Origin of the sequence: Vibrio sp. 10N.247.311.14 (assembly GCF_041467715.1) — a bacterium.
GTDB classification, from domain to species: Bacteria; Pseudomonadota; Gammaproteobacteria; order Enterobacterales; family Vibrionaceae; genus Vibrio; species Vibrio crassostreae_C.
The window spans coordinates 35994-50399 of record NZ_JBFSVE010000040.1; the positions used below are offsets into that span (position 1 = coordinate 35994).

The 14406-nt window shown below is 45.3% G+C and carries 11 protein-coding genes; 8 read left to right on the top strand and 3 right to left on the bottom strand.

The features are described 5' to 3' along the window. Positions 1-195 precede the first annotated feature (195 nt). The 6 genes from AB6F11_RS15030 (at position 196) to AB6F11_RS15055 (ending at position 6032) form a co-directional block, all read left to right on the top strand. Entirely contained in the window at positions 196-1569 is a 1374-nt protein-coding gene (locus AB6F11_RS15030) for a YcjX family protein (RefSeq protein ID WP_017067718.1), read from the top strand. A 14-nt stretch (positions 1570-1583) separates the two neighbouring features. Continuing rightward, the gene (locus AB6F11_RS15035) at positions 1584-2636 is read left to right on the top strand and encodes a YcjF family protein (protein ID WP_102333205.1); all 1053 of its coding nucleotides are present in this window, start codon (positions 1584-1586) and stop codon (positions 2634-2636) included. Between the two features lie 123 nt (positions 2637-2759). Then, positions 2760-4304 carry a transcriptional regulator TyrR gene (tyrR, locus tag AB6F11_RS15040; protein ID WP_102394304.1) on the top strand — a complete coding sequence of 515 codons (1545 nt, stop codon included), beginning with the start codon at positions 2760-2762 and terminating at the stop codon, positions 4302-4304. 18 nt (positions 4305-4322) lie between these two features. Next, positions 4323-4910, top strand: coding sequence for a ribosomal protein S5-alanine N-acetyltransferase (gene rimJ / locus AB6F11_RS15045; protein ID WP_102394305.1), 588 nt, complete (start codon positions 4323-4325; stop codon positions 4908-4910). A 164-nt stretch (positions 4911-5074) separates the two neighbouring features. Next, complete coding sequence (locus AB6F11_RS15050; protein ID WP_017060433.1) at positions 5075-5548, top strand: DUF2947 domain-containing protein; 474 nt, start codon at positions 5075-5077, stop codon at positions 5546-5548. A 268-nt stretch (positions 5549-5816) separates the two neighbouring features. Further along, the gene (locus tag AB6F11_RS15055) at positions 5817-6032 is read left to right on the top strand and encodes a hypothetical protein (protein ID WP_102394306.1); all 216 of its coding nucleotides are present in this window, start codon (positions 5817-5819) and stop codon (positions 6030-6032) included. 171 nt (positions 6033-6203) lie between these two features. Here AB6F11_RS15055 and AB6F11_RS15060 read toward each other — a convergent pair whose 3' ends face one another. The 3 genes from AB6F11_RS15060 to AB6F11_RS15070 all read right to left on the bottom strand — a co-directional run bounded on the left by AB6F11_RS15060 (position 6204) and on the right by AB6F11_RS15070 (position 11794). Then, positions 6204-9044, bottom strand: coding sequence for an Hsp70 family protein (locus AB6F11_RS15060; protein WP_102394307.1), 2841 nt, complete (start codon positions 9042-9044; stop codon positions 6204-6206). Between the two features lie 153 nt (positions 9045-9197). Beyond that, positions 9198-11162 (bottom strand): Hsp70 family protein, encoded by a 1965-nt coding sequence (locus AB6F11_RS15065; protein ID WP_102394308.1) that lies wholly within the window; start codon positions 11160-11162, stop codon positions 9198-9200. Beyond that, positions 11162-11794: a DUF2760 domain-containing protein gene (locus tag AB6F11_RS15070; protein ID WP_017060436.1), complete on the bottom strand. Its 633-nt coding sequence runs from the start codon at positions 11792-11794 to the stop codon at positions 11162-11164. The genes AB6F11_RS15065 and AB6F11_RS15070 overlap by 1 nt, the downstream gene beginning before the upstream one ends. A 348-nt stretch (positions 11795-12142) precedes the next feature. Here AB6F11_RS15070 and AB6F11_RS15075 point away from each other — a divergent pair, with 348 nt between their 5' ends. Beyond that, positions 12143-13681, top strand: coding sequence for a sensor domain-containing diguanylate cyclase (locus tag AB6F11_RS15075; RefSeq protein WP_017068783.1), 1539 nt, complete (start codon positions 12143-12145; stop codon positions 13679-13681). 87 nt (positions 13682-13768) lie between these two features. Then, positions 13769-14299: a 3'-5' exonuclease gene (locus AB6F11_RS15080; RefSeq protein ID WP_102394309.1), complete on the top strand. Its 531-nt coding sequence runs from the start codon at positions 13769-13771 to the stop codon at positions 14297-14299. Positions 14300-14406: the final 107 nt, after the last annotated feature.

Consider the following 14406-nt stretch of genomic DNA (forward strand, 5'->3'; position numbering starts at 1 on the left):
CGGATATCGTGCAAAAATTCTAAAGCCCCTGATTATGAATGTAGTCAGGGGCTTTTATTCATCTAGCATTAAGAATGTGTATTGCATACTCATCAACATAAGCAAAAGCATACAAACTATCCCAACGGGGAAAGAACATAGGCTTGCCTTTCTATTATCATAACCAGCTAGCCTAACTATCACGGAGTCGTTCAAATGAAACACCTAACTCAAGAAATGAGTGACTTTATAAGCAGAGGAACGGATTCTCATATTCGAGTAGCGGTCACGGGGCTCTCTCGTGCGGGTAAGACAGCATTCATTACTTCGCTGGTTAATCAGCTTCTTCATACGTCTACCCACAAAAACTTGCCACTGCTTGCATCGGCGAGAGATGGAAGAATTATTGGCGCAAAGCGTATCCCGCAACACAACATGATGATTCCACGCTTCTCTTATGATGAAGCGATGGAGTCGTTGAATGCACAGCCACCAGAATGGCCAGTGCCAACGCGTGATGTCAGTGAGATTCGTCTAGCAATCAAATATAAGCCTGCGAAGGGCGCGAAAAAGCTACTGAGTAAAAACAGCACCCTTTATCTCGATATTGTCGATTATCCAGGTGAATGGCTGCTTGATTTGCCGTTACTGGATATGGACTTCGATACCTGGAGCCAATCTCAGTTTGCCGCATTGAAAGGCGACAGAGAAACTTACTCGCAACAGTGGAACGCCATGCGTGGTGATATCGATTTGCTAGCAGAAGCGGACGAAAAGAAACTGGTCGCGATTGCCGATAGCTACACTCAGTACCTTCATACTTGTAAAAGTAACGGGCTGCATTGGGTACAACCGGGTCGATTCGTATTACCCGGTGAGCTTGAAGGCGCGCCTGTGTTGCAATTCTTCCCGTGCATCGCACCTGAGGGTAAGTTCTCAAAAACAAGTAACTATGCGGTACTTAAAGCGCGTTATGAAGAGTATCAACAGAAGGTCGTCAAAGCGTTCTACAAGAATCACTTCGCGACGTTCGACAGACAAATCGTGCTAGTGGATTGCTTACAGCCACTTAATGCGGGCTATGACTCTTTCATGGACATGCGTGGCGCGTTAGAACAGTTACTTAAGAGCTTTAAGTACGGTCGAAGCAATATCTTAAGACGTTTATTCGCGCCGAAGATCGACAAGATCTTGTTTGCAGCCACAAAAGCTGACCACGTGACACCGGATCAACATCCGAACTTGGTGTCACTGTTACAACAGATGGTGCATCCAGCTTGGCAGCAGGCGGCGTTTGAACACATCGACATGAGTTGTATGAGTATCGCGTCTATTCAAGCGACCAGCGCGGGTTATATCTCGTCGGGTTCAGACAATGTTCCGGCGTTGCAAGGTGTGACTTTGGATAATGTCCCTCAAACCATGTATCCGGGAGAGGTGCCGCGTAAGTTGCCTAATAAACAGTATTGGGAAACCAACCAGTTTGATTTCACGAGCTTTAGACCGATGGAGCAACATTCCGATGAGCCTTGCCAACATCTAAGAGTCGACAAGGTTTTAGAGTATCTCATTGGCGACAAGTTGAAGTAATTGAGGCAATCAAAATGAGTGAATTAAAAACAAAGCAGGTCTTTAATGAACCGTTGAAGACCTCTTTTGATGAGCAAGACAAGAGTGACGTTGGCCCGGATTTAGGCGCTCAACAACTGTTCACAGAGCAAGAGAAATTTGTCCCTGTCGCACCGCAAGTGAAAGCTGATCTTGATGGTGAAGCTGAGCAGCAATTGGAACAAGTGATTCGACCGAGCAAAAAGAAGAAGTGGTTTGGAACGGGTTTATTGGTCGCTTTCTCTGGCCTAGTTGGATGGCAGGCAATTGATTCGGTCATTACCGCGATTCAATCGGCTGACTGGCTGGCGTTAGGTTGGGCAGGCTTCATTGCTGCCATTGCTTCATTGGGTTTAGGCGCAATAGGCAAAGAGCTGTGGAAACTGCGTTCACTTAAAGATCACTTTAGTGTGCAAGAGCAGAGTGAAGAGCTACTCCAAAGTCAAAGTGTCGGCAAGGGCAAAGCGTTCTGTGAAAACATCGCCAAGCAAGGCGGCATTATCGCTGAGTCTCCTTCGTACGATAAGTGGCGAAACAGCATTAACCCTGCACACAGTGATGCAGAAGTGTTGGATATGTACGATGCGTTAGTCGTGAGTCAACAAGACAAAGTAGCGACTCAAATCGTCACTAAGTTTTCGACCGAATCGGCGGCTTTGGTCGCGGTGAGTCCATTGGCGGCGGCTGATATGTTGTTGGTGGCTTGGCGAAATTTCACCATGATAGACAAGCTTGCTGATGTGTATGGCATTGAGCTTGGCTACTGGTCTCGCATTAAGCTATTTAAACTGGTGTTAATCAACATGGCCGCTGCAGGAGCAAGTGAGCTCGCGATTGATGCAAGTATGGATCTCGTCTCGATGGATCTTGCAGGCAAAGTCTCAGCTCGAGCAGGGCAGGGGCTAGGTGTCGGTATCCTTACTGCAAGACTGGGCTTAAAAGCCATGACATTGCTGCGTCCTATGCCTTGGCATAACGAACGAAAAGTAAAACTGGCAGACCTCCGCAAAGCCGTCCTTTCTGAAATAAAGCGTATCACTCTTAAATAAAGCATTTGAAGCTCAATAGTTTGAGAAGAAGAGTAAACATATGTTTACTCTTCTTCTTGACTGAACTCAGAGCTTAATCCACACTACTGTCAACTTATCCTGACACCTATAATAGGACTATTTGTGCGTCTTGAAGTATTGTGTGAAGACAGACTCGGCTTAACGCGTGAGTTGCTCGATATCTTGGCCTCAAAAAGCATTGATTTAAGAGGAATCGAAATTGATGTTAAAGGTATTATTTATCTAAACTGCCCTGATATTGATTTTGATGCTTTTAGTGAACTTATGGCTGAAATTCGCCGAATTTCAGGTGTGAAGGATGTACGTAAAATCCAATTTATGCCAAGCGAAAGGCATAACACAGAGCTGATTGCTCTGCTGGCAAACCTACCTGATCCTGTTATTGCGATTGACCTTAAAGGCTCAGTCGATATGGCTAACCACGCCGCATTGAGCCTCTTCAACAAACAAGAAGATGAAGTCATCGGTGAACCGCTCGCGACGTTTGTTCCTAGTTTTAACTTTGCTCGTTGGATCGAAGGCGATGTAACGCGCCATCGTGAAGTTGTCGTGTTGGATGGCTTAGATTTCTCTATTGAGATCCTGCCGATTTACCTTGGTGGTGATGTCAACGAAGCGGTACTGGCAAGCGCAGTAATGACGATTCGTTCTTGTAATCAAGAGATGAACTCGCCAGATTCAATCCCAGAACAGAACAACCTAGGTTTCGAACACTTTGTTGGTGTCTCTAATCGCCATAAAGCCTTGATCAGCCAAGCTAAGAAATTGGCTATGCTGGATCAGCCTCTATTAATTGAAGGCGATACAGGGACAGGCAAAGAGATGTTGGCAAAAGCGTGTCATAACCGTTCAAATCGATCGTCTTTCCCATTCTTGATTCTAAGCTGTGCATCGATGCCTGATGACGTAGCGGAAACGGAATTGTTTGGTCATGCGCCGGGTTCATTCAACCATGAGCAAGGTCATAAAGGTATTTTCGAACAAGCGAATGGCGGTACCGTATTTTTAGATGAAATTGGCGAGATGAGCCCGCATCTTCAAATCAAGCTGCTGCGTTTCCTACAAGATGGTTCATTCCGTCGTGTTGGTGAAGAAGAAGAGATGCACGCGGATGTTCGTATTATTGCATCAACGCGCCACCGTCTTTCTGAATTAGCCGACTCGGGTTCGTTCCGTGAAGATTTGTTCTACCGCTTGAATGTACTGACTCTGTCTATTCCAGCATTGCGTGAACGCTCAAACGACGTAGCGCCACTGTTGGAACTGTTCGTTGCAAAGTACGCGCAGCAGTTAGGTATGTTAAAACCAAAATTGACTCAAGAGTTAGTCGACCAGCTTGGTAATTACCAATGGCCGGGCAACATTCGTCAGTTAGACAACATGGTTCTACGCGCACTAACAGAGTTGGATTCAGACACGCTAACGGTTGAGCAATTCCACTTGCCACAGCTTGAAACATTGACGGCAGGAATGGCGAACCTGAGCTTAGATGGTTCGCTCGATGAAATCATGAAAGACTATGAATCTCAGATTCTAGAGAAGCTTTATCAGTCTTTCCCATCAAGCCGTAAGCTAGCAAAACGTTTGAATGTATCTCATACCTCAATTGCGAATAAGCTTCGTGATTACGGTATCAGAAAGAACTGATCGAATAAGAACAAGATTATGGAAGATTTGAGTACACCAGAGCGCATTTATAAGCATGATGGTAATCTGATTTTACGCACGGCTGAAATCGATGACGCTGGCATGATCAGCAAGTACTTTCAGTTTAACAGAGAGTACCTGAAACCTTGGGAGCCGATACGCGAAGATGCGTTCTTTGATAGAGCGAGTTGGGCGCAGCGACTGATTAAGTTAAACGAGCTTCATAAAATGGGGCTAGGCTATTACTGTTTACTGATTAACGCTGACTCTAATGAAATGTTAGGCACCATATCGTTCAGTAATTTGTCTCGTTTCCCGTTCTACGCTTGTAATGTCGGTTACTCATTGGCGCAAAGTGCACAGGGCCACGGTTACATGCGCAGAGGTTTGAACATGGCCAAAGACTACATGTTTGATGTGCAGAACATGCACCGCTTAATGGCGGGCTACATGCCTCACAACGAACGCAGTGCTGGCGTATTAGAACATCTTGGTTTTGTCCGAGAAGGTTTTGCTAAAGACTACCTACAGATTAACGGTAAATGGGAAGACCATATACTGACAGCATTAGTTAACCCAAATTGGGAAGATAGACGCGTTATTTAGCGGCAATATTGCTAAGACGTAGTACTAGTTAAAGGCAAATAGCTTTTAAACGTAAACAAAATTTAGACGCAGCGTATATCAAGCTTTGCTAATCGCCGCTGCATCAAAAAGAACAGATAGGCATGGTAAATCCATCAGCCTGAGCAGATATTTGAGGAATTTTGATGTCATACACAACTTTGGACGAATACCAAAGAAAATGGATTTTCACACACCAGTCAATGCCGCTTCCGGCAGAGGACTTGGAAAAGATTAAGCCAATGACACAGGCGAGAGCATCTCAGTTCTGGAAAGAGAACGTGAGCCCTCAAAGCCCAGACGCAGAACGACTGAGCTCGCAAGACTGGCCAAGCAAAGCATCGAACTGGAATGAAGAGATCAGTTGGATGGCGCATTGGGAAGCGGATGAGCCTGAAATGCCAGAAGAGATTCTTAACTTTATTGATTGGCAAGATGACGTAACTGTTTATTTTTGTTACGAAAAGTACAATGTTCTTGAAACCAAATGGGCGATTTTCAAGAAGCATTGGAAGAACTTCTTGTTCTACGATGATGGCCCGATTCTAATCGGTCGTCGTCGTTCAGAAGCCCTTTGGTTTGCTACCAATGGCAAGGTGAAAATTGGTAACCGTGCTTAACCTCGGTGTGATTTAATCGAGCTAGTGCTGGTAATCCGAGCAACAGATAGATAAACAAAAAGCGAGCATCGAGCTCGCTTTTTTTGTGCCTAATGATCTTCGAAGATCATGGGGAAAGACCCACTATTTGAGTCCAACTAAAGGTGACCATATCCACTCATTTAAAGCGAGTGAATTACGAAATTGAGATCGCTATCTCATTGGGTTAGTTGAAGTTTCATGGGGTTGAGCTATCTTTATATTACTGCCTTAGTGGAGGTGAAGTATTATGATTTGGGATACTCTCGAACGTGTAAATAAACTTCGCAAGGAAGCAATGGAAGATCCAGAGTTTTTGGATTCAGCAAAAATGCATGAGGAATGGCTTTTAAGCGAAACTCATAATCAATTGAACAAAGGAGCGAAAGAGAAGAAACCGAAAAAACTATCTGACATTTATGAAAATACAGATTTTCCTATCAACCCAACTGGAACCAAACATTAACAATGATGAACTGCAACACGGCTAAGGCTCTTAACCAAAAAGCTATAAGTCGATTACACATACCAGCCTTAAGCCACCAATAAAAAAGCCACTTTCAACGAATCGAAAGTGGCTTTTTCTTTTCTTGCTAGCTTCTTTACCATTAGTAACGAAAGCTAATCGTTTTTAAACCTAATTATTAATCAGGCTTAATCCGCTTGGTAATGCGTCACCAAACACACGCTTAGATTCGCTCTCAGAAAGCTCAGTCACTTCACTCACTAGTGTTAACCATGAATCAGGTACCTTGCTTTGCTTAAGCTTCTCAATCACTTGATTGCGATAGTCATCAGAGATATCAAACTGACGGTCACCAGTTTTACGACAAATCATCACCGCTGCAAAGGCTATCATCTGCTCTTTATGCCAGTTCTGCTCAAGCAGTTTCGGTAACCATTGTTCAGCTTGTTCTCTAGGAATCACGCTGTGTTGGCTACCATACAAAGGTGTTCTTGAAGCCAATCGACCCAGAGCCCACCAGTGCGCTTGTTCAAATTGGTTATGGTTGATCGCTTTGCTTAAGAACCAACTTGCCAGCAGCACTTTGTCTTCAACCTCAAGTTGCTCAAGTGACGCCGCTAAACGGACCATGGCTTCATAACCATTATCTTGCGCATCTTTGGCTGTCTTAGGGTTCTTCATTGCACCTGGGTGAAGGTATTTAGCGATGTCCGCCAAGATACTCTCTTGCTGCTCTTGGTTTAGCCCACCAGCGACACGACGCCAGAATACCCACCAGTCTGTCCAGCCTTGGTGGTTCTTGAACTGAATGTTCTGTTGGTAAAGGCCCCAAATCTGTTCGATACGCCATGAGTCAGTCGGATCGCCAAAGCCAGGACGTAGCGAGTATCCCGCCAAACGTAGCCAGTTCTTCTCGTGTGCTTCTGAGCGGCGACGACGTTTACGACCTAATGAGAAGGTATCAAATAGATGACGAAGGGTCGTGAAGTCCCATTCATCGCGTTTACCTAGTCGCTTCTCAAGATCTTTCGATAGTGTTTTGATCTCTTTCGATTCAGCACTCTTCTTGTTGCCGCTGTACAGGCGAGAAATCAACTCCTTACACTCTTCCAATCTTGGGTGAAGCGCGGAGGTATCAGATTCATCGCCTTGCTTGTTTCTTACTTCAAACTCAAGCAACCAACGCTTAGAGTCATCTTCTATACTCACACACTCCATTTTCAATGTGCCGACTTCGGTTAACTGACAAGCGAGCAGTACTTCAACACGCTCTTTTTGGTTGGCTTGAAGTTCTGCAGTACCTGAGCCTTCCAGCGTAGAAATATACGGTGGGAGAGGGGAGAACAAGTCGGCATCCACATTGACCATCACACCGTTTTGAATGGCGGTGTTATGAGCAATTTGATCGTGTGTTGAAGTCAGAAGATTAAATCGTACTGGCTCACCTAAAGTCAGCGAGAAACGACGGCTGTTCAAGCGTATCTCTTGGCCTTCTTCGGTTCCTTTGGCAAGCAGACAAAGCGCTTTACCCATCTTGTTTTTCTCTTGCAGATGCAAGAAGTAAGAACGGGCAGCACCGCCACCGATTTTCAGCTGTGCACCGCGGCGTGCTTTACCAAAGGCAACCGCGCCAAGGGCAACAGACCAATCTGGATGAGGGTTATCAAGCACTGTGATAGGAGAACCGTTCCAGTTGCCCAGTAGCTGAGTAATTCGCTCTGTTACCAGTTCACTGTTAAACACACCACCATTGAGCAGCACGCCAACTGGAATTGCAGGTTTGGTGTCATCGAACTCAATAGAGTCTGAGTTTTCCAATGCGGCTTTAGACACTTGTTGGTGCGTTGCTAGGAATTCTGCAACGTGCTTACTCACCGCAGGGTCAGCCACGTAAGGCAGACCAAACTCAACCACAGCACTGCGGCGTTTGTCGGGTGTTTCAGTAAACTCAGAAAGCGGGAAGAAACCTTCCAATGCGATTTGATGAACTTCTTGTTTGGTTAAGCCAATACTCTTAGTACCGCCAAGTAGCTTTGAACCGCTGCCCAGCATGGTGATCTTCACATCATCGGGTGCATTGGCAGAAAGTAGGCTCTCTTTTGCGGCGCGAGTTTGTTGAATTAGTTTGGTTAGGCTAGAAGCATTCAGCTTTTTGTTTTGATTGAAGCGTTGCTCTGCAAGGTGAGCAAGCGCTAAATCGAGGTTGTCACCACCGAGCATCAAGTGTTCACCAACACCAATACGGTCGAGTGCGAGCTCGTTATTACCGTCGCTGTTCGCATCGAATTTGGCTTCAATTAAGCTTAAATCGGTGGTACCACCGCCAACATCACATACTAGAATCAGCGGGATTTGTTGAAGTTCATCGGCTGCGGTTTGTTGGTGACGGGCATACCAGTCATAACAAACGGCTTGCGGCTCTTCGAGTAATAGAATCTTACCTAAGCCCGCCAATTCTGCGGCTTCGAGTGTTAGCTTGCGCGCTGTCTCATCGAAGGAAGCAGGAACGGTAACCACAACGTCTTGATCTTCCAGCTTGTTGCTCGGGTTACGGTAGTTCCATGCTTGGCGAATGTGGTTGAGGTAGCTTGCACTCGCCACAACTGGTGAGACTTTATCGACATCAGCTGCGCCAGCCCAAGGCAGAATGTCGGAGTTACGATCAACCGCTTGGTGTGATAGCCAACTCTTAGCACTCGATACTTGGCGACCTTCAACCTTAGCACCTAATTCACGCGCCCATTCACCGACGATAACGTTCTTAATATCGCCTTCAACTGGGCTTGGTTCCCACGGCATTGTCAGGTCAGAAGGGGAGATTTGACCTTGTGCTGGGTGGTAACGAAAGGATGGAAGTAGGGGCTTGCGAACCACTTCACCGGGGCCGATGAGTTGGTCAATATCGAAAAGAGAAACGGGAGCATGTTGTAGGTCGTCGTTGATTTCACAGTAAGCGACAACCGTATTGGTTGTGCCTAAGTCAATGCCGACTAAAAAACGAGGAGTTGCCATACAAAACCTTATTCTTCCAGAGTGATGACCAGTTTTTTGATAGCTTTGGTCTTATTGTTGTTATTCGTAAACGCCATTCCTGAGAAACAGGCAGGACTAGATTGAGAACCGTATTGATAAAGAAACGGCACCCGCTAAGGTGCCGTTGATTCATTATGCTTGTTCGTTTGAGTCGTTATTCGAGTCTTCACGCACGTCGAACTCAACGTGCCACTTCTGACCGTTGTCAGTAGCAATCGCTTCTAGGTATAAGGTACCTAGCTCAGTAACGCGAGAAGCCAAAGTCACTGGAACGACTTCACCTTCGCGACGACCTTCAGAAACCGCCAGTGTCACTTGGATTTCAGGAAGCTCATCAAGCTCTTCTGGTGCCCAGTGATCAAGGTGCGTACCCGCTTCATCTTCACGACGAATGGTTGAACCGAAGAACTGGAAATGCACTGGCTGGCCAATTACTAGACCGAACTCTTGGCTAGGTACTTGTACGCTTGAGCCTTCTTCCATACCAAATGGGGCAACACACAGTGCTTCCATTGGAGGAGCCATACCCGGGATTGCTGGCATCGCGCTTTCAATTCCTACGTAGTAAGAAGAAGCGATACCGCCACGGATACGAACGCCTTGGCCACGACGAACTGCGCCGTAGTAAGAAGCGCCGCTTGCAACTGCTAAATCTAAATCTAGACCTGAAAGCTGTTTAGCGAACTCTTCGTCAGCATTGATCAGCCATTCGTTGATCGTATCTGAAAGACGATCAGCAAGTAGGTTCGATTTTAGAACACCACCATTGAACAGGATTGCTGTTGGTTTGATGAAGTCTGCTGCTGGCGCTTCTGCACCGGGCATACCCGGCATGTTTGCAAACGGGTTGAAATCTTGCTGAGCCGTTTCGCTATTTCCAGAAAGCGCATTCGCTTGCTTAGAAAGGAATGCGGCAATGTGACGAGTAATACCTGCGTCTTGAGCGTAAGGCAGACCCATTTGAGTCAATGCGCCACGCGTCTTTTGAACTGGATGCTCAGTCACGGCTACTTTCGGGAAGAAGCCATCAACCAATGTTTGTTGTACTTCTTGCTGAGTCAGTTCTGTTTTCAGTGTTGCGCCAAGTAGTTTAGAACCACGGCTTGGAACAACGATAGGCACAGATTGCAGTTCAGCATCGTTTAGTAGTGCTTCTTTCGCATCACGACATGCGTGAGTCATCGCTTGAACCTGCCAAGGAGCCAGCTCTTTGCCTTCTTGCGCCAGTTTCATCTTCAAGCGGTAAGCAAGAGCTAAGTCCATGTTGTCGCCGCCAAGTAGGATGTGTTCACCTACTGCGATACGGTTCAGGCTTAGGTTACCGTCATCTTGTGTTACTTCAACTAACGAAAGGTCGGTTGTACCACCACCGATATCGACAACAAGAACGATGTCACCAACGTTTACTTCATCACGCCATGTGTCGTTGCTGTTATCAATCCAGCTGTAAAGAGCCGCTTGTGGCTCTTCAAGAAGCGTTAGGTGAGTGAAACCAACATTACGTGCAGCTTCTGCTGTTAGGTCACGAGCCGCAGGATCAAACGAAGCAGGAACCGTGATCGTTACATCTTGGTCTGCCAGCTTGTGTTCTGGGTTAGCGTGGTTCCAAGCGTCTTTAAGGTGCTCAAGGTACAGTTCAGTTGTCTTAAGCGGAGATACTTTTTCCACTTCTTCAGGGCTGCCTGCAGGAAGGAAAGCATCGCGACGGTTAACACCACCGTGGCACAACCAAGATTTTGCACTTGCTACCAAACGGATAGGGGTTTTAGAACCAAGGTTACGAGCAATTGCACCCACTAGCGCTTTTGGCTCTGAAGACCAAGGAAGAACGCGAGAGCCCGCATTCATTTCATGTTCGTGTGGTTGGTATAGGAACGAGCCAAGTTGGCTGCGAGTTTCTACTGTACCTGGCGCCGTCAGTTGAGGGATTTGCATCACCTCTACGCGAGCGTCTTCATTGCTTGTGTCGATGTAAGACAAAACACAATGTGTAGTACCTAAATCGATACCAACACTGAATTTAGGTGCTTGTTGCTCTTGTGAATGCTCTCGGTCTTGAGAAGATAGCTCTTGAGCTGAATGACTTTGGTGTTCCATTATAGCTCCACCTCTGCCGGTGCAATTACAGATGCATCGTAGTTTTCAGCAAGCTTAGGCAGGTTCATGTCAGTTGCTTTCCAACCTTTGTGAACCAGTGTGCCGTTGAATGGTGCATTGCCCGTTACGTTGCCTGTTAGGCGAATTTCTTGAGGGTTGAAACCTTCAGCGATAGTGATACGTGTTTCTTCATCTTCAGTACGGATGTGAGAAAGCGTTACGTAATCGGCTAATACTTTTTGACCGCCAGTGTGAATAACACGAGCTGCTGCGCCAACTTCTTCATCAGAGAATGACGTTAGGTCTTCTTTTAGGAAGTCGATAAGACGCGCTTCTTGCTGCATGATAGACAGTAGCTGCATTGCTGAGTCTGTTGGTGCTGTTGCCAGCTTAGATTCAACTTCGACTACTTTTTCGATCACACGTTCAACTTCTACTACTTTCTCTACTTCGACAATTTTCTCAACTGGCTTTTCAACTTCAACGACCTTTTCTACTGGTTTTTCTACGACTTTCTCAACCACTTTGGTTTTACGAGAAACGGCAATTAACAGTAGTAAAACGCTTGATGCAGTTAGGCCTGCGTGAAGCATATCAAACGTTTGTGGGATTAGGTTCAAATCAACGATCATAGTGATTTCTCTTTAAAATTGATTTAACGGTATATTCGTCGGTTCAAAGGAATATACAGGTTGGAAAGAAACTCATTGGCACTAAGCCGAAACGGTCACTTTCAAGCTATAAATATGGATGGATACTAGCATATTCAAGGCTTAAGAGTGGTATTTAATGTTTTTAATCAAGTGGGTTTTTGGTGTGTTAGCTTGAAATTTAGTCGAGATTCGGTCGAATATTGGTCGTCGATGTGAGGGCAAGGTAAACAATGCCCGTTTTATGTCAGTTTTAAGACTAAACAGAAATAGAGCATGATTCCCTTCCGTTATATACTTTTAACTCATTAGAGACTATTTGGAAGCCACATGCCGCACACTACCGACCCACTTACAGGGTTGAAGAGACGAACTCTCCCATTGGTCGTATTTTTGGTCAGTTTTTTGATTACTGTGTTGTGTTTTATATTAGTCGCGTTAAACCAAAACCGCGCGTTAAATATGAATTTGGATAGCTTTACTACTCACCAGACACTGAGTTTGGAAGCGTTTATCGCTAATGACGTGGCTTACATTGGTTCTGGTGCTAATTTTTTCTACGCAAATGATCCTGAAAACTGGGATAAGTTTGATCGTTTTGCACAACAAACGATTAATGTTTCAAAAAGTCTAATTGGCTTGCAGTGGATGCAAAAAGTGGCAGCAGACGAGATTGCCGAGCATACCGCTAAGATGAAAGAAAAATACCCGTCTTACGAGCTGTTCACTATTCCAAAACACGAAGCCAAAGTCTTTGGTTACATCTTAGATGGTGAGCCGGCGTTCATTGCTAGTGACCTGTATCCCAACACACAAGCAAACGACAATGTACTTGGCTTTTATTTTTCTCGTGAGCGCTTCAAGCTGGTTTTAGATAATATTAAACAGACACGTAAAGCGAATATTTCAGACAAAGTTCGCTTGCTTCAAGACGGCTTAGATCAAAATACACCAAAGACCGGCATGTTGGTTTATCACCCTGTGTTTGAAGGCGAAAGCGATAATCTACTTGGCGTTGTGATTGGTGTGGTTCGAACGACTTACTACTTTGAAAATCTACTGGCTTCGGCAGTGGGAGACATGGATGTCTATATTCGTGTTACCGATACGGGTTTCGAAGCAGAAAACTCCCCAATATTGTTTGAAACCGAGGGTTATGAAGCGGTATCTGGGCACCACATTACCAAAACAATCTCACTGACCAATCGAGATTGGAAGGTCGATTACAAAATAGATTCATGCATCTCTTTCTATGGTTATCTGGTGTTAACCGGAATCGCGTTAGTCGGAACAACTATCTCATTGCTGTTGGCGTATATCGTTAATATGCAAATCCGAGAGAAAGAGCGCTTGTATCAAATGCTTGATAAAAGAACAGAAGAGCTTCGTTTTCTAGCCAACCACGACAGCCTGACCGAGGTTTATAACCGACGTGCTTTCAATAAGATGTTAGATAAAGCGATACAGCGAAATGAACCCTTTAGTCTCATCGGATTTGATGTCGACAAGTTCAAAGGCATTAACGACCAATTCGGTCACCCTGCAGGGGATGCTTTACTCATTCATGTAATTAAATTGATTTCAGTGAGCTTGAAAGAGGGGGATAACCTGTTTCGTATAGGTGGAGATGAGTTCTGTATCATTTCTAGTATTACAAACCATGAAGCCCTAGAACGATACTTACAATGTATTCTAAGAACAGTGAGCCAGTCTCATTGTGAGCACAAAGGTCGACAGCTCAGTTGTACTTTGAGTATTGGTGCTGCTATTTACGCTAATGAAAACACGGAAGAGATTCTGCAAAAAACAGACAGTATGCTCTATCAAAGTAAGTCGAATGGCCGAAATCGAGTGACAATTGCAGGCTAAATGAGCACTTGATACAACTAGGGTCGAGTTCTGTATTGGGCTCATGTACAATTTCACAAAATTTTTGACGAGAGAATTAGGCGACGTATGAATCACAATCGAGTTGTGTGTTTCGATTTGGAAATGTGCTGTTGGAGCGAAGACGGTGTGGGAACAACAGGAGAGATCATTGAAGTTGGTCTTGCTGAGATTGATCTAGCATCCGGTACTATCGTGAAACGAGCACAATACTACGTTAAGCCAGAGAAAGACGAAGTCTCTCTATTCTGTGCCGAGTTAACGGGCATTACACCTCGTAAAATCGAAAAACAGGGGCGCCCATTAGAGTCTGTTATCAAGTCGATGATTAAGAACTTCGGTGGCCCAAAGAAAATCTATGCAGCGTGGGGACGAGATGATCTGATCTTACATAAAGAGTGTAAAGATAAAGGCATAGAACCTCCGTTTAGCGAGTTTATAAATATCGCAACACTTTATCGAATTCAGAATCGTTTGAAAGAAAAACGCATTGGTCACCGCGCGGCTCAAGAAGCGAAAAATATTGAGTGGGAAGGCCGTCAGCACTCTGGGTATGTCGATGCGTATAACCTCGCGAAGTTGGCGTTAACGATGCTCTAGATAGCAGCAGTGAACACCCGAACATAGAAAAGCCATCTACTTGTAGATGGCTTTTTGGTTGTGCGCCGAGCATGGCGTTGATCTAGGAGGTGAAAGTCCTCTACGGG